Source organism: Haloferax sp. Atlit-109R, from assembly GCF_003665865.1.
Classification (GTDB): Archaea; Halobacteriota; Halobacteria; order Halobacteriales; family Haloferacaceae; genus Haloferax; species Haloferax volcanii.
This window is the reverse complement of sequence record NZ_QPLO01000001.1, coordinates 1535849-1553148: the sequence shown is the minus strand read 5'-3', so window position 1 is coordinate 1553148 and position 17300 is coordinate 1535849. Positions and strand designations below refer to the sequence as shown.

21 protein-coding genes are annotated in these 17300 nt (G+C 69.5%); 9 read left to right on the top strand and 12 right to left on the bottom strand.

Translation table 11 applies throughout. The features are described from left to right. Positions 1 to 50 precede the first annotated feature (50 nt). Positions 51 to 260: a hypothetical protein gene (locus DVK03_RS08125; RefSeq protein ID WP_115802662.1), complete on the top strand. Its 210-nt coding sequence runs from the start codon at positions 51 to 53 to the stop codon at positions 258 to 260. 24 nt (positions 261 to 284) lie between these two features. Here the strand turns inward: DVK03_RS08125 and DVK03_RS08120 are convergent, their stop codons facing one another. From DVK03_RS08120 to DVK03_RS08105, 4 genes are read right to left on the bottom strand one after another with little or no spacing between them, the layout of a single operon-like run. Next, positions 285 to 572, bottom strand: coding sequence for a hypothetical protein (locus DVK03_RS08120; protein ID WP_008608866.1), 288 nt, complete (start codon positions 570 to 572; stop codon positions 285 to 287). A 20-nt stretch (positions 573 to 592) separates the two neighbouring features. After that, complete coding sequence (locus tag DVK03_RS08115; RefSeq protein WP_115802661.1) at positions 593 to 2017, bottom strand: hypothetical protein; 1425 nt, start codon at positions 2015 to 2017, stop codon at positions 593 to 595. Continuing rightward, positions 2014 to 2721 carry a hypothetical protein gene (locus tag DVK03_RS08110; protein ID WP_115802660.1) on the bottom strand — a complete coding sequence of 236 codons (708 nt, stop codon included), beginning with the start codon at positions 2719 to 2721 and terminating at the stop codon, positions 2014 to 2016. The genes DVK03_RS08115 and DVK03_RS08110 overlap by 4 nt, the downstream gene beginning before the upstream one ends. 1 nt (position 2722) lies before the next feature. Then, the gene (locus DVK03_RS08105; protein WP_115802659.1) at positions 2723 to 3208 is read right to left on the bottom strand and encodes a hypothetical protein; all 486 of its coding nucleotides are present in this window, start codon (positions 3206 to 3208) and stop codon (positions 2723 to 2725) included. A 155-nt stretch (positions 3209 to 3363) separates the two neighbouring features. Here DVK03_RS08105 and DVK03_RS08100 point away from each other — a divergent pair, with 155 nt between their 5' ends. Both DVK03_RS08100 and DVK03_RS08095 read left to right on the top strand, forming a co-directional pair. Continuing rightward, positions 3364 to 4296, top strand: a complete 933-nt coding sequence (locus DVK03_RS08100) for a peptidylprolyl isomerase (protein WP_115802658.1) — start codon at positions 3364 to 3366, stop codon at positions 4294 to 4296. 73 nt (positions 4297 to 4369) lie between these two features. Further along, complete coding sequence (locus DVK03_RS08095; RefSeq protein WP_004041526.1) at positions 4370 to 4636, top strand: hypothetical protein; 267 nt, start codon at positions 4370 to 4372, stop codon at positions 4634 to 4636. Between the two features lie 64 nt (positions 4637 to 4700). Here the strand turns inward: DVK03_RS08095 and DVK03_RS08090 are convergent, their stop codons facing one another. The 4 genes from DVK03_RS08090 to DVK03_RS08075 form a co-directional block, all read right to left on the bottom strand. Continuing rightward, positions 4701 to 5324: a hypothetical protein gene (locus DVK03_RS08090; RefSeq protein ID WP_004063190.1), complete on the bottom strand. Its 624-nt coding sequence runs from the start codon at positions 5322 to 5324 to the stop codon at positions 4701 to 4703. 26 nt (positions 5325 to 5350) lie between these two features. After that, the gene (locus DVK03_RS08085; RefSeq protein ID WP_004041524.1) at positions 5351 to 5968 is read right to left on the bottom strand and encodes a CDP-4-keto-6-deoxy-D-glucose-3-dehydrase; all 618 of its coding nucleotides are present in this window, start codon (positions 5966 to 5968) and stop codon (positions 5351 to 5353) included. 73 nt (positions 5969 to 6041) lie between these two features. Then, positions 6042 to 6416 carry a YlbF family regulator gene (locus DVK03_RS08080; RefSeq protein ID WP_004041523.1) on the bottom strand — a complete coding sequence of 125 codons (375 nt, stop codon included), beginning with the start codon at positions 6414 to 6416 and terminating at the stop codon, positions 6042 to 6044. 81 nt (positions 6417 to 6497) lie between these two features. Continuing rightward, positions 6498 to 7151 carry an alpha/beta hydrolase gene (locus DVK03_RS08075; RefSeq protein WP_115802657.1) on the bottom strand — a complete coding sequence of 218 codons (654 nt, stop codon included), beginning with the start codon at positions 7149 to 7151 and terminating at the stop codon, positions 6498 to 6500. Positions 7152 to 7316: 165 nt separating this feature from the next. Here DVK03_RS08075 and dph2 point away from each other — a divergent pair, with 165 nt between their 5' ends. From dph2 to DVK03_RS08060, 3 genes are all read left to right on the top strand, one after another. Further along, positions 7317 to 8351 (top strand): diphthamide biosynthesis enzyme Dph2, encoded by a 1035-nt coding sequence (dph2, locus tag DVK03_RS08070; protein WP_115802656.1) that lies wholly within the window; start codon positions 7317 to 7319, stop codon positions 8349 to 8351. Between the two features lie 163 nt (positions 8352 to 8514). Continuing rightward, positions 8515 to 9075 carry a hypothetical protein gene (locus DVK03_RS08065; protein ID WP_115802655.1) on the top strand — a complete coding sequence of 187 codons (561 nt, stop codon included), beginning with the start codon at positions 8515 to 8517 and terminating at the stop codon, positions 9073 to 9075. A gap of 79 nt (positions 9076 to 9154) precedes the next feature. Next, positions 9155 to 10750 carry a hypothetical protein gene (locus DVK03_RS08060; protein WP_115802654.1) on the top strand — a complete coding sequence of 532 codons (1596 nt, stop codon included), beginning with the start codon at positions 9155 to 9157 and terminating at the stop codon, positions 10748 to 10750. A gap of 18 nt (positions 10751 to 10768) precedes the next feature. Here the strand turns inward: DVK03_RS08060 and DVK03_RS08055 are convergent, their stop codons facing one another. Both DVK03_RS08055 and DVK03_RS20425 read right to left on the bottom strand, forming a co-directional pair. Then, positions 10769 to 11218, bottom strand: coding sequence for a TIGR00725 family protein (locus DVK03_RS08055; protein ID WP_004041518.1), 450 nt, complete (start codon positions 11216 to 11218; stop codon positions 10769 to 10771). Between the two features lie 153 nt (positions 11219 to 11371). Next, positions 11372 to 11494 (bottom strand): hypothetical protein, encoded by a 123-nt coding sequence (locus DVK03_RS20425; protein ID WP_013035294.1) that lies wholly within the window; start codon positions 11492 to 11494, stop codon positions 11372 to 11374. Positions 11495 to 11705: 211 nt separating this feature from the next. Here DVK03_RS20425 and DVK03_RS08050 point away from each other — a divergent pair, with 211 nt between their 5' ends. From DVK03_RS08050 to DVK03_RS08040, 3 genes are all read left to right on the top strand, one after another. Continuing rightward, a complete protein-coding gene (locus DVK03_RS08050; RefSeq protein WP_115802653.1) occupies positions 11706 to 12539 on the top strand; it encodes an MBL fold metallo-hydrolase in 834 nt (277 codons plus the stop codon). 153 nt (positions 12540 to 12692) lie between these two features. Next, a complete protein-coding gene (locus tag DVK03_RS08045; protein ID WP_115802652.1) occupies positions 12693 to 14687 on the top strand; it encodes a hypothetical protein in 1995 nt (664 codons plus the stop codon). 75 nt (positions 14688 to 14762) lie between these two features. Next, positions 14763 to 15659 carry a hypothetical protein gene (locus DVK03_RS08040; RefSeq protein WP_004063197.1) on the top strand — a complete coding sequence of 299 codons (897 nt, stop codon included), beginning with the start codon at positions 14763 to 14765 and terminating at the stop codon, positions 15657 to 15659. On the opposite strand, the gene DVK03_RS08035 is transcribed toward DVK03_RS08040, so the two are convergent. Next, positions 15636 to 16628 carry a hypothetical protein gene (locus DVK03_RS08035; protein ID WP_115802651.1) on the bottom strand — a complete coding sequence of 331 codons (993 nt, stop codon included), beginning with the start codon at positions 16626 to 16628 and terminating at the stop codon, positions 15636 to 15638. The genes DVK03_RS08040 and DVK03_RS08035 overlap by 24 nt on opposite strands. A gap of 42 nt (positions 16629 to 16670) precedes the next feature. Next, complete coding sequence (locus tag DVK03_RS08030) at positions 16671 to 17291, bottom strand: transcriptional regulator (RefSeq protein ID WP_115802650.1); 621 nt, start codon at positions 17289 to 17291, stop codon at positions 16671 to 16673. Between the last annotated feature and the right edge of the window lie 9 nt (positions 17292 to 17300).

Below are 17300 nucleotides of genomic sequence, written 5' to 3'. Positions count from 1 at the left end.
TCGCCGCACTCGCACGTACCTTCTTTGACTTCGGTGTGGTAACAGTACGCATGAATCGGACTACTGTCGCCCTCGTGGCCGCCTTCGGGGCCGTCGTCCTCGGACTCGCGATCCTCCTCGTCTCGGAGGCCGTCGGCGCGAGCGAATCGTTCGTCGTGGTCGGCGGCGTCGTCGCGCTGGCGGGCGTCGGCGTGCTCACCGGCGTCGTGATGCGTCTGCCTGACCCCGGCGAAGGCGAACACGGCGGCGACCATGCCTGAGCCTGAGCCCCGTCCGCACTCCTCTCACAGGCTAAAACCGACGACCGCGAGCAGGAACAGCGCCGTGAAGACCACGCCGAGCGCGCCGGCGACCTTCAGGTGATAGACGAACAGGTCTTCGGCTTCGGCCTCGACAGCGGCCTCGTACGCCGCGGTTTCGCCGTCGCTCAGGTCCTCGTGCGCGTCACCGACGTGGAGGTCACGGAGTCGCTCCCGGCGGAACGGGCGGTCGCAGTACGGACACGTCGCCGCCGCGGTCTCGCCGTCGGGGACGGCGGTTTCGGGGACGACGACGGATGCTTCGCGGCTCATCCCGTGACTCGCTCTGCGACTCATCCGGCGACACCTCCGACCGTCGGTTGGGCGACGACCCACAGGCTCGCCATCGTGTAGCCGACCGTGACGGCGACGAAGGGGTACTCGCTCCGGAGCGGTTGCAGGCGACCCGGAAAGAGGTCGAACGCGCGGGCGTGGGCGACCCACACCGAAAGCAGGTGGCCGAGGACGACGAACGCCAACTGGAGGCCGCTGAACCACGCCGGAACGGCCAGCACCGAGGGGTTCGCGGGCGGCGACAGCGGCGAGGCCGCGACCGCGACCAGCGCGGGCGCGAGGCCGACGACGTAGCCGAGGAAGTGCGCGAGGTGGTAGCCGGCGGCGATGGGGACCAACGCGGGCGCGAACCAGCCGGCGACGAAGCCGACGGTCACGTACGTGTCCGCGGTTCCGCGGGCGATTCTCGCGGCCAGTCGGTAGCCGCCGAGGAAGACGAGAAAGCCCGCGACGATTCCGACGAGGTTCGCGAGCCACGCGGGGACCGGAGCCGCGGCGGCGAGGACGCCCCCCCACGCGACGGTGACGACGAGGCCGTCGAACGTCGTCACCCAGAGGAGCGCGACGACGAACGCCACGTCGTCGGCGCCGAGTCGCTCGCGGCTGCGTGTCAGCCCCGCGCCGGGAACCGAAATCGAGAGGCCGCCGCCGTCGCCCCGCCGGACCGGCGCGAGCAGGCCGTACAATCGGAACACCCGCGCGACGGGGTCGGCGCGGCGGAACCACGCGTCGCCGTAGACGACCGCGCCGCCGACGGTGACGAGGCTGTACGCGACGACCACGACGGCGAGCGCCCGCGGGTTCGCCGCGAGCGGACTGACGACCTCCAGCCAGACGAGTCCGAGCAGACCGGCGACGCTGGGCCACGACCCGAGTCGGTCGGGGTAGGGCCGCGATAGCCTCCCTCCCGCCGCGAATCGACCCCGAAGCGCCGCGCCGAGCGTCCGCCACGGATTCACCAGCGGCCACGCGTTCCCGACGAGGTAGGCGGCCATCGTGAACCCGGCCCACCAGCCGACCCACACGAGCAGGACGCCGAGGTTGGCGATGCCGACGGGCGGCCCGAACAGCCCGAAGGCGACGACGAGGACGAGCGCGGCGACGCCGAGGAGCTTGAGCGCGGCCTCCGCGGTTGCGACGGCTCCGGCGAGCCCTCCGATACGGACGCCCGCGCGCTCGAAGGCGTCCAGCGTCTCGTCGTCGGTGACGAACGCCGACAGCAGAAAGGAGACGCAGACGACGCCGCCGCCGGAGACGACGACGAGCCAGAACGGGGCCGGGACCGAGCGGAGCGACCCGGCCAGCGAGCCGGCGTGCGCGAGCGCCGAAGTCGAAAAAGTGACCGAGGCGACCGCGAACGTGGCGAACCAGACTGCACCGCGCCGAACCGCGGAACCGACCATGCTTCCGGCGCGTCGGCTCATCGCCGCGCCCGCGCCGCCAGCGACGGTCCGAACGCGAGCAGGGCCACGGCGACGACGAACACCAACGTCGAGATGTCGACCGAGAGCGCCCGGAGCGCGCTCACGACGCCGGTGCCCCCGGCCGCGCCCGCGGTGAGGCCGCCGACGAGCGGGACGGTACAGCCGACACAGGAGACGAGTCCGAGCGCTCCCGAGAGCGCGCGCCTCGCCGCGTCGAGGACGGCGGCGTAGACGAGGTACGCGAGCGCGAGGGAGCCGGCGACGCGGTACGGGACGAACGTCGCGGAGACGGCGTCGCCGGCGTAGCCCACTCGCGGCCCCCAGCCCGGCGCGGCGAGCGAGAACTGCCAGCCGGTCGGATAGTGCGCGGCGGCGTGCCCGTGGCTCCCGCCGAAAAGCGCGACGAAGTCCACGGACACCAACCCGGCCAGCGCCGCGAGGACGAGGAAGTACGCGGCGGCGACCGCGCCGGCGACGACTCGCGCCCGGGCGCTCGCCCGCGGTGGCTCGGTCCAGAGGACGGCCGCCGCGCCGACGGTTATCCAGACGAACGGATAGAACAGGTACCGGAGGCTCTCGACGCGCTCCGGCGCGGCGGAGAGGTACGCCCCGACGGCGAGCGCCTCGACCCAGCAGAGCGCCGCGAGCCACCACAGCCGCGGCGCGTGCCGTGGGTCGAGTCGCCCCGCGTACGAGGTCGCCATCTCAGAGGAGGCCCACCAACCTGAGCGCGACGCCGACGACGAACAGCAGGCCGAGCACCCACGACCCGAGAAGCGCCGCCTGCGACCGCTCCAGCCCGCGCCCCCGCGCGGCGTGGTACGTCCCGTAGAACAGGTACGTGACCACGACGGTGAGCGTCCCGGCGACGAGCACCGGCCCCGCGGCGTCCGACACGCCCTCGGGGATGGTGCTGCCGCCGACGAACAGCACCGCAACCGCGCCGAAGCCGAGCGCCGCGAGGAGGAAGACGAGCGACAGCACCGTCGGGTCGTCGGCCCAGCGGCGCGCGGCGGTCCCGCTCCCGCGCTCGCGCTCGCTTTCGCCCGCGTTCCCCGACGATCCGCCACCGGTCGGCGTCGGAACGCTCGTGACGGAGTACTGTCGCCAACCGCGTCCGGTCAGAAACACGGTGAGCGCCAGCAGTGCGACGCCGAGGACGAACCCGAGGAACAAGCCAGTTTGTGCCATGTGAACACGCCTCGTTTTCTATAACTATCGACAATGATATAAGAGATTCGACCCCGCAGCGGCCCTCGGGGTCGAGTTCCCGGTCGTCGGCCGCCTCGAACGCGTCGCGACGGCGAAACGTGATTCTTAAGGGTCGCACGAGTCACGTAGCGTGTATGAGCGACGAACAGCAGGCGGAGGCCGAGCAGGTCGATGAAGAGGTCGAGTCCGGTATTCAGGACGGCGACTTCGTCCGCCTCGCGTACACGGTGCGAACGATCGAGGACGGCGACGTCGTCGACACGACGGACAAAGAAGTGGCCGAAGAGGCCGAGATCGACGTCGAGGGCTACGAGTTCGAGCCCCGCGTCGTCATCGTCGGTGCCGGCCACGTCTTCCCCGAGGTCGACGAGGCTCTCATCGGTGCCGAGGCGGGCGACGAGGACACCGTCGAGATTCCGGCGGTCGACGCCTTCGGCGAGTACGACGAGGACGAAGTGCGCACGGTCAGTGCCAACAAAATCGACGAGGACGACCGCTACCCCGGCGCGCAGGTCACTATCGACGGCGACCAGGGCCGTCTGGAGACCATCATCGGCGGTCGCGCCCGCGTCAACTTCAACCACCCCCTCGCCGGCGAGGACCTCGAATACGAGTACGAAGTGCTCGAACTCGTCGACGACCGCGAGGAGCAGGCCTCCGGCCTCCTCGGCATGTACCTCCAGCAGGCCCCCGAAGTCTGGATTCAGACGGACGAGGTCGAAGAGGAGCAGGTCGTCGAGTCCGACGACGACGAGGACGAAGACGCCGAACCCGAGACGGAGACCGTCACCGTCGAGAAGGACACGCTCTACATCGAGGCGACGCCGCAGATGACGATGAACCAGCAGTGGATGTTCTCCAAGCAGCAGATTGCGCAGGACATCATGCAGCGGCTGGACATCGACCGCGTCATCGTCCAGGAGACCATCGAGGGCGGCATGGGCGGCATGGGCGGCCTCGGCGGCATGATGGGCGGCGCGGGCGGCGCCGACATCGAAGAGGCAATCGAGGACGTCGACATCGACGCCGACGAACTCGCCGCGGAACTCGACGCCGACGAAGAGTAAGCGACTCCGCCGCCCTCGCCGTCCCGGCGAATCGGCGGCTTCTTGATACTCGCCTTCCGACCGCCTCGTAGCCATGGCTTCGCCAGACGACGCCGCGACGGACCAGTTCCGCGACCTCACAGACGTGAAAGTCGCGCTCGTCGCCGGGGTCTGCACCGTCGCACTGACGCTCTCGCTCGAATACGGCGCCGGTATCGAGGTGCCGTTCGTCTACCGCCTCTCGCCGCTCGCACCGTACTTCGCCTACGTCTTCTCCCGCGGCGCGGCGCTGTCCGCCCGAACGTGGATGGCGCTCATTGCGGTCGTCACGCTCGGCACGTTCGGCTTCTTCGTGTTCTAACCGCCCGCCGTCCGGCCTGATTTGACCCGGCTTGACCCGGCCCGACTCGCCGCCGATGCGACGCTCAGGCGATGTCGCGGCTGGTGTCGACGCTGACGCGCTCCGCGAGCCGGAGTTTGATGGTCTCGTCGAGCGCGCGGCCGCCGCGGAACTTAGGGACCGCGAGCCGATTGACGATTTCCGAGCCGTCTATCTTCGTGTCGAGGTCGAACACCACGTCGGCCATGTGTTCTGTCAGGTCGCGGTTGTCCGGGACCGACTCGCCTTTCAGCCCGTGGAGGACGGTCAGGCCGCGCGTGTTGACCATGTGGGTCTGGAGGTCGTTGAGGAACTTCCGGTAGCGGGCGCTCTCGTTGCGTTCGAGCACGTCCGCCACGTCGATGATGAGATTCGCGCCCTCCGGCAGGTCACGGACCAGGCTGTTCGCCGTGTCGAGCGGCGCGTCGCCGCCCACGTCGCGGACCGTGGGGGTTCCGGTCGGTCCGGGACTTCGGTCGAGCGCGTCGGAGACGGCCTCGGCGGAGCGAATCGTCGTCAGCCACAGCGTCCCTCGCGTGGTCGTCAGTTCGTGTAAAAACAGCTCTGACTGGCTGGCCGGGTCGGCGGCGAGGAGGACGATGCTCCCCGCGGGAATGCCCCCGCCCAGTTGGCGGTCGAGCACGTCGATTCCCGTCGCCAGTCGAGACATAACCGTGTGTAAGGGGGTCGCTCATATTACTTCTTCCCCGGTATCTTGTCGGCTATCCGACGGTACGCGGCCCGAACTGTCGGCCGAGTGAGTACTGGCGACGACTCCTCGGGAACGGTCCCGAGCACCGGCGCGCCCACGAGGTCGGACACCGCCTCGGGAGCCACTCGTGACCGAGATATGACACATCCGACGACCGGGGTGCCGAGCGCCCGCGCCATCGCGGCCGTCTTCGCCGCGTCGCGGAGCGCCGGCGCGCACAGCGGCGACACGACGACCACGCCGTCGGCGACGCGGAGCGGGACGGCGGCGTCGGGGCCGGCTCCCGCGGGACAGTCGACGACCGCGCGCCGCTCGTCGCCCGCGGCGGTTCGGAGCCACCGCTCGAAGGCGTCGTCGTCGGTCCCGGCGGGTGCCGGCAGCACGGAGACGGTCGAGTCGGTCGGATGCGACCGAACCGACGGCTCCCGTACGGGTGCGCCAGAGGCGGCGTCCACCGGTCGTCCGACGCCGGCCATCGTGTGGAGGTTCGGCATGTCCCTGTCGGCGTCGACGGCGAGCACCGGGCCGTCGAGCGCGCTCGCCAGTCCGAGGGTCGTCGTGGTCTTCCCGCTGCCGCCCTTGCCGCCCGCGATTGCCAACATAGCCGGGGTTGGCCCCGGCTTGGTACTTGAACCTGCGGCGAAAACGAGTCGAGCGAGCCGGGTCGAGCCGAACTTAGTCGTTACAGCAACCGCCGGCCTCGCCGCCGAAGTCGACCGCGAGCGGCTCCGAGATGGCCTCGTTAATCTTCTCTAACTCGCCGACGAGTTCGGCCTGCGCGAGGAGGTACTCCTCCATCACGGGCTCGGAGTGGAGCTCTTCCTGTGCCGCTTGGACCTTCCGGAGCCCCTCTTGGGTCGCTTCCCCCATCTGCCGGGACACGTTGAACTCCTCGCGAAGCTGGTTGAACTCCGTGATGAGCTCCTGCACGTCGTCGTCGGCTTCGACGGCGGCTTTCGCCTCCTCGTAGGCTTCGTACTTCGGATGGTCGGCGATGGCTTCGCCGAGTTCGCGCCCGAGTTCTTCGAGCCGCGTCGTCTGCGTGCTCATAGCCGCGCGTTGGGGTGCGAGCGGTTTCAACCTGCCGAACGGGGAAGGCAACGGTGCGAGCGTTTCGAGCGTCAGGCGCGCTCAGACGTGGGCGTCGACGAACGCGGCCACGTCCTGCAGTTCGTCCGGGCCGACGCCGTGGGGCGCGTTGTAGACGTTCGCCGTCACGTCAGCGCCGAGTTCGCGGAGGCGCTCGGCGGCGCGTTCGACCCGCGAAGTCGGGATGATCTGGTCCATCGACCCGCCGCCGACGAACACCGGTTTTCCCGCGATGCCGTCGGGGTCGAGGTCGGCGTGGGAGTCCGCGAGGTAGCCGTGGAGCGCGACGACCCACGCGTAGTCGTCGGGGTCGTCGAGGAGGAGCGACAGGCTGGTAATCGCGCCCTGACTGAAGCCGAGGAGGCCGATTCGGTCGGGGTCGATGTCGTACGCTTCGACCGCGCCGGCGATGGCCTCGCGGACGAGATTCCGCGAGCGTTCGAACTGCTCGGCGTGGGGTTGGCTCTCGTGGAGACCGCCCCCCGAGAGGTCGAGTTCGTACCAGGTGTAGCCGCCTTGCAGACGGTCGGGCGCGCGGAGGCTCACGACGTGGACGTGGTCGGGGAACTCCTGTGCGATAGACAGGAGGTCCTGTTCGTTCGAGCCGCGGCCGTGGAGCAAGACGACGGCGGGAGCCGGCCCGTCGCCCGGTTCCGACGGTTCGACGTGGACGTGTTCGAGGGGGATGTCCGACATGGACACCGGTAGGCCGCCGCGAGCCTTGAATCCCCGAGTGACGGGCGGGTAACCGGGTGACACCGTCGCGGGTGCCGCACCGCCGGTCGACTCGCGTGTGGGTGTGTGACGCTCGCTCGTGGGGAAGCGCGGTGGTTAAACGGCTCCGTCCGCAACGATGGGGCAATGAGCCAGGACGTCACCTCGGAGGGAGACCTTCGAAACACCGGGATGTCGCTCAAGCACGACCGGGAGTGGGACTACGAACTCGAACAGATCGTCGAAGCCATCGAGGAACGCGACGCCAAGCGCGTCGGCCTCCAGTTCCCCGAGGGGCTGAAGCGCCGCGGCCCGGCGGTCGCCGACGACCTCCGTCAGCTCTGCGACGACGACGTGACGTTCATGCTCTCCGGTCAGCCGTGTTACGGCGCGTGCGACCTCGACACCTACCTCATGCGCCGAACCGACGTGTTCGTCCACTTCGGCCACTCGCCGATGAAGGAGTCGGACAAAATCATCTACGTCCCGCTGTTCTCCAACGTCGACCCGTTCCCCATCATGGAGGACGCGCTCGACGACATCGAGGGCGACGAGGTCGGCCTCGTCACCACCGCCCAGCACATGAACCGCTTCGAGGACATGTGCGACTGGCTCGAAGAGCGCGGCTACACCGTCCAGACGCGCAAGGGCGATGACCGCCTCACCTACGAGGGACAGGTCCTCGGCTGCAACTACGCCTCCGCGGACATCCCGGCCGACGACGTGCTCTACGTCGGCGGCGGCAAGTTCCACCCGCTCGGCCTCGCGATGGAACACCCCGACAAGAACGTCGTCATCGCCGACCCCGTCAACAACGTCGTCACCATCGCGGACACGCGGAAGTTCATGAAACAGCGCTACGCCTCGGTCCACAAGGCGATGGACGCCGAGAAGTGGGGCGTCATCTTCTGTACGAAAATCGGTCAGGGCCGCATGGAAATCGCCGAGAAGATTCTGGAGGACAACGAGAACGCCTACCTCATCACGATGGACGAGGTGACGCCCGACCGGCTCCGGAACTTCGACATGGACGCGTTCGTCAACACCGGCTGCCCGCGCATCACGACCGACGACGGTCCGCGGTTCCACAAGCCGATGCTGACGCCCCAAGAGTACCGCATCGCCGTCGGCGACGAACCCCTCGACGCCCTCGAGTTCGACACGTTCCACGGTACCTGGTAAGCCGAGTAGCCGAGTCGCTCCACGACCCCCGTGAACGCCCCGCGCGACCCCGCCGCGTGTCGCGTCCTGTCTCGATGCTCTCGTCGCGCCTCGTCTCGGATATGTTCGATTTCTAGATTGTCGCCCCAGAATACCTATACGGGCCGCCCGTTCACGGACACGTATGGTCCCTCCACGAACACGAACTACCCTCCTGAGTCTGCTCAGCGTCCTCGCTCTCGCGGGAACCGCGGCCGCGCAGAACTTCGACTCCGCACCGCAGCTTTCACCGGTGTTCCGCGCCGGCGGGAGCTTCCTCATCGACCTCGTCGTCGGCGGCATCCTCGTCGCTGTGGCCCCAGCGTACACCAGAGACGCCATCGCCGAGATTCGAGACGACCCCGGCGGGTCGTTCCTCTGGGGCCTCGGCGTCAGCATCGGCGGCGTCATCGTACTCGTCCTCCTCGCAATCACCATCATCGGCCTCCTCGTGGCGATTCCGGGGTTCCTCGCGCTCGTCCTCCTCAGCATCGTCGGCGGCGCGGTCTCGACGGTCTTCCTCGGCTCGCTCGTCACCGGCACCGCCTCCGGCGGGTCGCCCCCGCTCGGCGTCTCGGTCGCGGTCGGCGCGCTCGTCGCGGCGATTCTGTCGCTCGTCCCCATCCTCGGTAGCGTCATCCTGTTCGTCGTCGACATGCTCGGCCTCGGCGTCGTCGGCCGCAACCTCGTCCGCTCGTGGACCTGACGCCGCGTCGGCGCGACTGACGGGCGGCTCTCACGAGCACCACAACATTCAGGGCACAGGTAGCGAATTGGTCAGACAGATGTCGACGACCCACCTCTCCGTTCTCGGACTCGACGTGCAGCGGGTCGTCACCCCGCTCGAAGCCGCTGTCGCCGACGCCGACCGGGTTCGGCTGGTCCGCGACGAGGCCGACCCCGAGCAGGGTCGCGACCCGGACGACTGCGCCCCCGGCGCGCCGCGCGCGAGCGCCCACGCCGCGAAAGCCGTCTCCGAACGGCTCGCGGGCCGGGGGACGCTCGACGAAGCGAGACTCCCCTTCACCGCGTCGTTCGAAGAACTGTACGCCGCGACGGCCGACCTGCTCCGCGAGGCCGCCGCGGACGGCGACGTGCAGGTGAACCTCGCCGGCGCGCCCCCGCAGGTCGCCGCCGCGTTCTACGCCGCGCGGACCGCCCTCGTCGACGGCGGCGAACTCGACCGCGGAACCGTCTCGCTCCTGACCATCCCCGCGACCGACCGCCCCGACCTCGCCGCTATCGACGACCTCCGGTCGCTCGTCGGTGATGTCGAGGCCGCCTCCGACGCGTTCGACGAGTTCCGCCGCGTCTCCGACGGCCCCGCGGCCGCGGCCGTCGCCCGCCCGCTCCGTATCGCCCTGTCGGACCTGCGCGACGCGCTCGCCGACGCCAGCGGGGAGTCCCGTCCGAACTCCCGCGCCGGCCGCACCGCGGGCGCTCGCGGGGCGCGCTCCGGCAGCGACTCGCCGCTCGGCGCGATGAGTTCCTACGTCGGCCGCGCCCGCGAACAGCTCGCGGACCTCGTCGAGTCCGAGGACCCCCGCCCGGACCCCGAAGACACTCGCGACCCGAACGCGGTCCTCGACGCGCTCGACGTGTGGCTCGACGGCGAGAGTCGCCTGCTCGCGTCGGTCGAAGACGACCCCCACGAACTGGTCGCCCGCTTCCGAACGAGCTGCGAGGCGCGCTTCGGGAAGTTCGAAGACCGAGCGACCGTCGAGCTGTTCGAGTCGCTCGACCGCTTCGAGGCGCACCTCGACGCCTACCTCGACGCTCGCTCGCAGCTTTCGGCCGCTGCCGGCCCGGTTGCCGAGCGGACGACCGAACTCTCCGAGCGGGCCGCCGAGGCCGCGACGAGCCTCTCGGCCCTCGACGATTCCGGTCCCGCAACGGGCGAGTCAGCCCTCGAACTCGACGGGCACGCGCTCTCGCCGCTGGGCGACCTCGAAGCGGCGGTGCTGTCCGTCCTCGCTGCGGGGCCGCCGCGCTCTCGCCCGCGGACGCGCCGCGGGGTCGCCGCCGAACTCCGCGAGCGCGCCGAACACCACGGCATCGTCGCCGGCGCGCGCGACGAGGAGACGTGGTCGGCGTTCGATTCGTTCTGCGTGGGCGTCGCTCGCGACAGCGTGGCGGGCGACCGATTCGAAAAGCGACTCTCGAACGCGCTCGCTCCGCGGCTCGACGTGGCGGTCGAGGGACTCACCGCGAACGGATTCGTCACGACGCGCGAGCGCGAACGCGGCCGCGACGCGCTCGAACCCACGGACGCGGGTCGGCTCTGGGCGTCGACGACCGACTGGGAGTCGTTCCGAGAGACCGTCATCGACGACCTGCTCCGCGACTGCGTCGAACGCGACGAGGGCGCCGCGGACGCGTAGCGCGGCGCGACCGCCCGCTCAGACCGCGTCTTCGACGAACGCGACGGCCGCTTCCGGCGAGTCGCACGGCTCGAAGCCCTCTAGCGAGCCGACCTGTTGGGTTCTGATGCCGGCCGTCGGGCGGTCGAAGACGTTGGCGTAGCCGATTTCGGAGAGCGTCCCGCCGCCGCCGTCGACGGCGATGACGGCGTCGCCGTTCATCGCGACGAGCGCGTTTCTCGCGTGGCCGAGCCCGGTCGCAATAGGGATGTCGACGTAGGAGTTCGCATCCTCGCGGTCCTCGCCCGGCAGGACGCCGATAGTCGTGCCGCCGGCGTCTTTCGCGCCGCGACAGGCCGCCTTCATGACGCCGCCGAGGCCGCCGCAGACGACCGTGTGGCCGCGCTGGGCGAGCAGGCGACCCAGGTCTTCGGCGATGGCTTCGACCGGGTCGGGGACGACGCTCCCGCCGACGACGCTCACGCGCACGGCGAAGTCACTCCTCGGCGTGCTGTGGTGTCGCCTCGGCACTCGACGCGACCGAGACTGGCGTCTGCGTTCATGTGGTATCGGACCGCGTCGAAGATGATAAGTGCGGGGCCGCATCGCCCGACCGAAGCCGGACTGCCGTTCTCAGTTGCGTCAGAACTCGTCCGGTCGCCGCGAGTCGTCGTCCAGCGGGGAAACCGCTTCCCACGCGCCGCACGCGCGCATCGTCCGAGCCATCGAAGAGAAGTTCGCCGTTTGTTTGTGGGTTCCTGACATGGTATCAGATACCATGGGTTGGTGCATTAAATATCTTGTCAGGGTAACACCTTATACACCACATATGTCTCTATTTTCTATTGTAGGCTACAATTTCGTCCACAAATATGCGCGGGTTGTCTGCGTATTGCTAGTCGTTGTTGTCGGGTCGTCGGGACGCGTCGGACGAGAGAGCGCAACGCTTAGTCCCCCGGCGGGAGGACACGTCTCTATGACAGTCAGCGACTGGAGCGACTGGCTCCCGCGCGCGGTCGAGTCGGCCGACCCCGAGACGGTTGCCATCTGGTATCTGGGCTGCAACGGGTTCGTCATCAAAGGTAGCAAGGGGACGACCCTGTTCGTCGACCCGTACGTCGGCATCGGCGACCCGCCGCGGACGGTCCGTATGATTCCCGTCCCGTTCGACCCCGAGGACGTGACCGAGGCCGACGCGGTTCTCGCCACGCACGAGCACACGGACCACGTTCACGGGCCGAGTCAAGCGCCCATCCTCGAAAACACGGGCGCGACGTTCGTCGCCCCCGACGACTCGCTTTCGGTCGCCTACGACGACGAGGCGTGGTTCGACGACTACGACCTCTCCGAGGACCAGTTCGAGGAGGTCGCGGAGGGCGACAGCGTCGACATCGGTGAGTTCACCGTCCACGTCGAACCCGCCTACGACCCCGACGCGTCCCATCCGGTCGCCTACGTCTTCGAACACGAGTCGGGGACGTTCATCCACGGCGGCGACACCAAGCCCGCCGAGGAGTTCGCCGGCATCGGGGAGCGCTACGACCTCGACCTCGGCATCCTCGCGTTCGGAACCGTCGGCAACATCCCCGACAAGGAGACGGGCGAGCCGGTCCGCACGACGTGGTACAACGACGAAAACCAGATTATCGAGGCCGCGAGCGACCTCGACCTCGACCGCCTCGTCCCGACTCACTGGGACATGTGGAAGGGCATGACCGCCGACCCGAAGGTGCTGCACCACCACGCCAAGAGCTTCGAGGCCCCGCGCTCGCTCGACCTCGTCGAAATCGGTGACCGCGTCGACCTCTGAGGTCGCGTTCGAACCGCCTTTTCGGGGCGGCCGTTCCGCGCCGGTCATCGCCGGCTGACAGCCGCCGAATCGAAACCGTCGAATCGGGAGACGACGGCGAGGCGACTTCGCGGCCCCGGTTGTTTTATAATGGATGTCGGGAAAGTGGCGGCCATGAGCCGCGAGTCCGAAGGGGTTACATCGGTTTCCGACGGCGAGGTCACGGTCGACAAGACCTTCGCAGCCGACGAGTTTCCCGTTCCCGCCATCAAGTTCGTCATCAGTTCGACGCGAGACGAGGCGACCCGAATCCGAGTCATCGACCGCATCCCGGAGTCGTTCCCGATGGAGAGCGTCGGGTTCCACCCCGACTTCGAGAGCGACAACTGGACGGCCTACAAGGACCACCGCGTCGAGTACGAGCGGACGCTCGACCCCGGCGAGGAGCTCGTAACGGTCTACGGCATCCGCATCACCGACGGCCACGACCAGACGGATTTCCTCGAAGAGCCGACGCTCGAACGCATCCCGGTCGACGGCGGCATCGACCCCGACGACATCGACGACATCCTCGGGGAAGACCGCAGTCAAATCGTTCGAGACGTGCTCGCGGGCAACCGCGACCCGCCCCGCGACGAGTCGGACGCCGACGACGCGGACCCAGAGGACGAGGGGGAAGTCGTCCTCGACGCGCCCGCCGACCCCGACTCGGAGGCCGAAGCAGCCGACGCCGCCGAGACGGACGCGACCGCCGCAGATACCGCAGACGCCGCCGGCGACGAGCCGAGTGACGGCGACCTCGCGGCCGCCTTCGCTGGCGGAGACGACGGGGAGACCGACTCCGAGGCGGCCGAGGCGCAGGCGGCCGACGACGGCGACGAGTCGGTCTCCACGCCCTCGCCCGACGACGACGTGCTCGGCGACGACGGGGAAGCCGATGACGGGGAAGCCGACGACGAGTCCGCCGAATCGACCGGCCCGCGCGCGGTCGCCACCGACACCGCGCCGGCCGTGACCGCGCACCTCGAACAGCCCGATGTCGATGTCGAGGCCGAGGCTGAAGACGCCGAAGACGCCGATGCCGAGGCGGACGCCGACACCGGCGCGACCGGAAGCGCGCCCGCACCTGACGCGGACGGCCTCGTCGGGGCGCTCGCCGCCGAGATTCGCTCAGGCGCGGCCGACGAAGACGACCTCGAAGTCATCCGCGAGGCGGTCGACGCCGAGACGCGACGGAGTACCGACGTTCGCATCCGCCGCCTCCAGTCGCAGATGGAGGACCTCGCGGCGTACTCCGACGCGCTCGCGGAGTTCATCGACGAGGAGGGGACCGGGAGCGACCTCGTCTCCGAGTTCCGCGCCGAGATGACCGCGTTCCGCGAGGACCTCGACGCCCTCGACTCGATGGTCGACGGCGCGGTCGAGTCGGTCGATGACGCGACCTCACGGCTCGACGCGGCCGAAGAGACCATCGCCGCGGTCGACGACCGCTCCGACCGCGTCGCTACCCGAGTCGCGGACGCCGAGAGCCGCCTCGACGACCACGACGGCAGGCTCGAAGGCCTCGCGTCCGACCTCGACACCGCCGAAGACACCCTCGACGACTACCACGGCTGGCTCGAATCCCACAACGAGCAGTTCGAGACCGTCGAAGGCCGGCTCGACGACCACGACGAGCGGCTCGAGACCGCCTCGCGAAACATCGACGCCGGCTCCGACCGCCTCGACAGCGTCGAGGAGACGCTCGCCAAGCGCGAGGAGGAACTCGTGACGGTCCGCGAACGCCTCGACGACATCGCCGGTCGGCTCGACGAGACCGTCGACCGACTCGAAGGGGCCGAATCCAGCGCCGCCGAAGCGACAGAGCAGGCTTCGACGCTCCACGACGAAGTCGGGGACATCCGCGAGGACATCGCCGACCTCGACGGGGACATCGTGGAGACGCGGGAGGCCCTCGACGACCGCCTCGCGGAGATTCAATCGCGGGTCGAAGACGCCGCGGCCGACGAGGAAATCGAGGCGCTGCGCGACGACATCCGCGAACTGGACGACACCGTCGCGGAACTCGAAACCTTCCGCGAGCGCCTCGCGGGGGCCTTCGGTACCGGCATGGGCGGCGGCCCGGCCGCCGGCGACGACGGCGACGGCGACACCGACGAGGCGGAGTAGTCCGACCGAGCGCGCTCCCGAGAGACGTTTTCCCGAAGCGCAACCTGTTTAGCGGGCCGCCCCGACGTTCCGATGATGACAGAGACGGTGCGCGTCGCTGTTCCGCGAAAGGGTCGCCCCCTCGAAGCGGTGCTCGAACGGTTCGCCACGACCGAGAGCATCGCCGAGGTGGCGGACGAAATCACCTCGACGCTCCGATACGAGAAGTCGGTCACGAAGGGCCATACCCGGCCGGAACACGACGTGTACGAGCGACTCGCGGATTACAGCGACCTCTCGGACCCGGCCGCGCCGGAGTACACGCTCCTGCGCGACGACCGGGACGGGATGCCGCGGCGCATCGTCTTCGACAGCGTCGTCCTCGAAATCGACGGGGTCGACATCCACCTCGTCGGGCGCGAGGAGCCGTTCCGCGCCCTGCGGACCCACGAGTTCGGCCTCGGCTTCGACAGCGCCGACCTCGTGCTCGAAGAGGTCGTCAAGCTTCGCCCCGAAGGGCTCGGGAGCATCGAGGACGTGAACGCCCGCATCGACCCGATGGACACCGACGTGCGGGTCGTCTCCGGCCTCGGAGACACGGTCTACCACACGCTCATGGCCGACCCCGAACTCCTCCCGCCGGGCTCCGAACTCGACCGCGACTTCGTCGCGGACTACGCGGGCGACCTGTGTATCTCGCCGCGCTACGAGCGCCTCGTGGAGGCGGTCCTCGGGACGCGGTGTCTCGACGACGTGACGTTCGCGTACCCGGACGACGCGCCGGAAGAGGAGGCCGCCATCGCGGAGACCGGCATCGGCGTCTACCTCACGATGACCGGGTCGACCGCGCGCGAACACGGCCTCGTGCTCGGTGAACACCTGTTCCCGAGCGAGACGGTCCTGATGGAGAACGTCGCGGAGGCGACGCCGGCCGCCGAAACCGTCAAGCGGGCCATCGCGTCGCCCGAGTTAGAGACCGAACTGAAGGTCTGACTGCCGACCGACGCCCTCCGCCGACGACTCGTTTTTCCGCTCCGCGTCGCCGCAGAACAGCAGCGTCGAGAGCGTCCGCGCCTCGAAGCCGCCGTCGTCGGTGAGCGAGACGGTCGTGTTCGACGCGTTGCAGTCGAACTGCGATTTGTCGACGGTGACCGCCTCGGTCGTCCCTTCGCCCGATTCGTCCCGCCGAGCGACGCGAAGCGTGACCTCGCGGACCTCGGTCAGCGACGCGCCGACCCGCGCGCCGGGTTCGAGGCGGTACGCGCCGCCGAAGGCGACCGCGCCCGCGGGCGTCTCGTAGGCGAACTCGACGACTTCGGCCACGTCGGTCGGGTTCGCGACGGCGAGACCGTGGGGCTTCGTGGCCTCGGTGGGGAGCGACCCGTCGCCGAGCGCGACCGTGACCGCGTCGTCGGCGTCGACGACGTGGGAACCGCAGGCCATTCGGGTCGACCCGCCGGAGACCGAGACACCGCCGTCGCCGGGCGAGAACGCGGTCCACGAGCGGTTACAGTCGAAGTCGTCGGGGCCGACCGATTCAGTCGCCACGGCGTCCGAGTCGATGTCGGTCACGGTCACCTCGTAGGCGGCGGGAACGCGGAGCGAGACGTTCACGGTCGCGTCGGCGTCGAGTTCGTAGGTCTCCGCGTGGCCCGCGCCGAGCGGGCGCGAAACGTCGATACGAGCGGTCCACGACTCGCCGGTCGGGTTTTCGAGGCGGATGTGGTGGGGTTTTAGCGCCCCGCCGTCGCCCGCGGGACCGTCGCCGACGACTGTCGTGAGTCGCTCGCCGGATGCGACCGAGACGGTATCCACCGGTTCGGGCGTCGGGTCGGGGGTCGATTCGGTCGTCGAGTTTCCGTCGTCAGCGTCGTCAGCGCCGTCGCCGGCACTCGCGATACAGCCCGTCAGCGCCGCCGCGAGGCCGGTTCCGGCCGCGGCGAGGAGGGTTCGTCGGTGCACACCTACTCCAACGCGTCGGGGTCACTTTCGCCTGTGTGTGGCTCAAGCGCGCCTTTGAGTCCAGGCGACGCCGAGGCTCACGAGGACGGCGAGGGCGACGCCGACGAGGAACACGAGCGCGCCGGGGCCGGCGAGGAAGGCGGAGACGAACTCCGCGACGCCCGGTTCGGGGGCGGGACCGGTCGGAGCCGGCGCGGCGTACCTGACCTGTGGCCGTCGCGCGGTCCACAGCGTCTGCACGGCGACGCTTCCGACTAGCGTGACACCGACGCCGGCGACGAGCGTCCGAAGCCCCGAGGAGAGCTTCGATTCGGTTCGCTCCGCGCCCGCGAAGAGAACGACGGCGGAGCGGGTCGGGCCGTAGACGGCCATCTCGCGGCCCTGCGCGGAGACCCACGTCGTCACGGGCTCTATCAACTCGGCGTCGACCAGTCGCTCGACGTGGTAGCCGACGGTCTGGAGCGTCGTGTCGAGCGCGTCGGCCAGTTCGGAGGCGGGGCGCGGATCGTCGTAGACGGCGGCGAGGAGCCGCCTCGCGGTGGCAGACGACAGCGCCGACAGGACCTCGTCCGCGTCGTCGTCGTCGAGTGCGACGAGAAGCGGGCTCAGCCCCCGGTCTCGAACCGATGCGGCGGCGGGTTTCAACGGGAGCAACGAACTCACGGTTTCGAC

Bases quoted from the DNA above. Each gene is read 5' to 3' on its own strand.
- DVK03_RS08110 (WP_115802660.1), bottom strand. From the start codon at position 2,721: ATGGCGACCTCGTACGCGGGGCGACTCGACCCACGGCACGCGCCGCGG.
- DVK03_RS08065 (WP_115802655.1), top strand. From the start codon at position 8,515: ATGGTCCCTCCACGAACACGAACTACCCTCCTGAGTCTGCTCAGCGTC.
- DVK03_RS08115 (WP_115802661.1), bottom strand. From the start codon at position 2,017: ATGAGCCGACGCGCCGGAAGCATGGTCGGTTCCGCGGTTCGGCGCGGT.
- DVK03_RS08060 (WP_115802654.1), top strand. From the start codon at position 9,155: ATGTCGACGACCCACCTCTCCGTTCTCGGACTCGACGTGCAGCGGGTC.
- DVK03_RS08085 (WP_004041524.1), bottom strand. From the start codon at position 5,968: ATGTTGGCAATCGCGGGCGGCAAGGGCGGCAGCGGGAAGACCACGACG.
- DVK03_RS08105 (WP_115802659.1), bottom strand. From the start codon at position 3,208: ATGGCACAAACTGGCTTGTTCCTCGGGTTCGTCCTCGGCGTCGCACTG.
- DVK03_RS08080 (WP_004041523.1), bottom strand. From the start codon at position 6,416: ATGAGCACGCAGACGACGCGGCTCGAAGAACTCGGGCGCGAACTCGGC.
- DVK03_RS08125 (WP_115802662.1), top strand. From the start codon at position 51: ATGAATCGGACTACTGTCGCCCTCGTGGCCGCCTTCGGGGCCGTCGTC.
- DVK03_RS08095 (WP_004041526.1), top strand. From the start codon at position 4,370: ATGGCTTCGCCAGACGACGCCGCGACGGACCAGTTCCGCGACCTCACA.
- DVK03_RS08100 (WP_115802658.1), top strand. From the start codon at position 3,364: ATGAGCGACGAACAGCAGGCGGAGGCCGAGCAGGTCGATGAAGAGGTC.
- DVK03_RS08040 (WP_004063197.1), top strand. From the start codon at position 14,763: ATGACAGAGACGGTGCGCGTCGCTGTTCCGCGAAAGGGTCGCCCCCTC.
- DVK03_RS08045 (WP_115802652.1), top strand. From the start codon at position 12,693: ATGAGCCGCGAGTCCGAAGGGGTTACATCGGTTTCCGACGGCGAGGTC.
- dph2 (WP_115802656.1), top strand. From the start codon at position 7,317: ATGAGCCAGGACGTCACCTCGGAGGGAGACCTTCGAAACACCGGGATG.
- DVK03_RS08075 (WP_115802657.1), bottom strand. From the start codon at position 7,151: ATGTCGGACATCCCCCTCGAACACGTCCACGTCGAACCGTCGGAACCG.
- DVK03_RS08120 (WP_008608866.1), bottom strand. From the start codon at position 572: ATGAGCCGCGAAGCATCCGTCGTCGTCCCCGAAACCGCCGTCCCCGAC.
- DVK03_RS20425 (WP_013035294.1), bottom strand. From the start codon at position 11,494: ATGTCAGGAACCCACAAACAAACGGCGAACTTCTCTTCGATGGCTCGG.
- DVK03_RS08090 (WP_004063190.1), bottom strand. From the start codon at position 5,324: ATGTCTCGACTGGCGACGGGAATCGACGTGCTCGACCGCCAACTGGGC.
- DVK03_RS08050 (WP_115802653.1), top strand. From the start codon at position 11,706: ATGACAGTCAGCGACTGGAGCGACTGGCTCCCGCGCGCGGTCGAGTCG.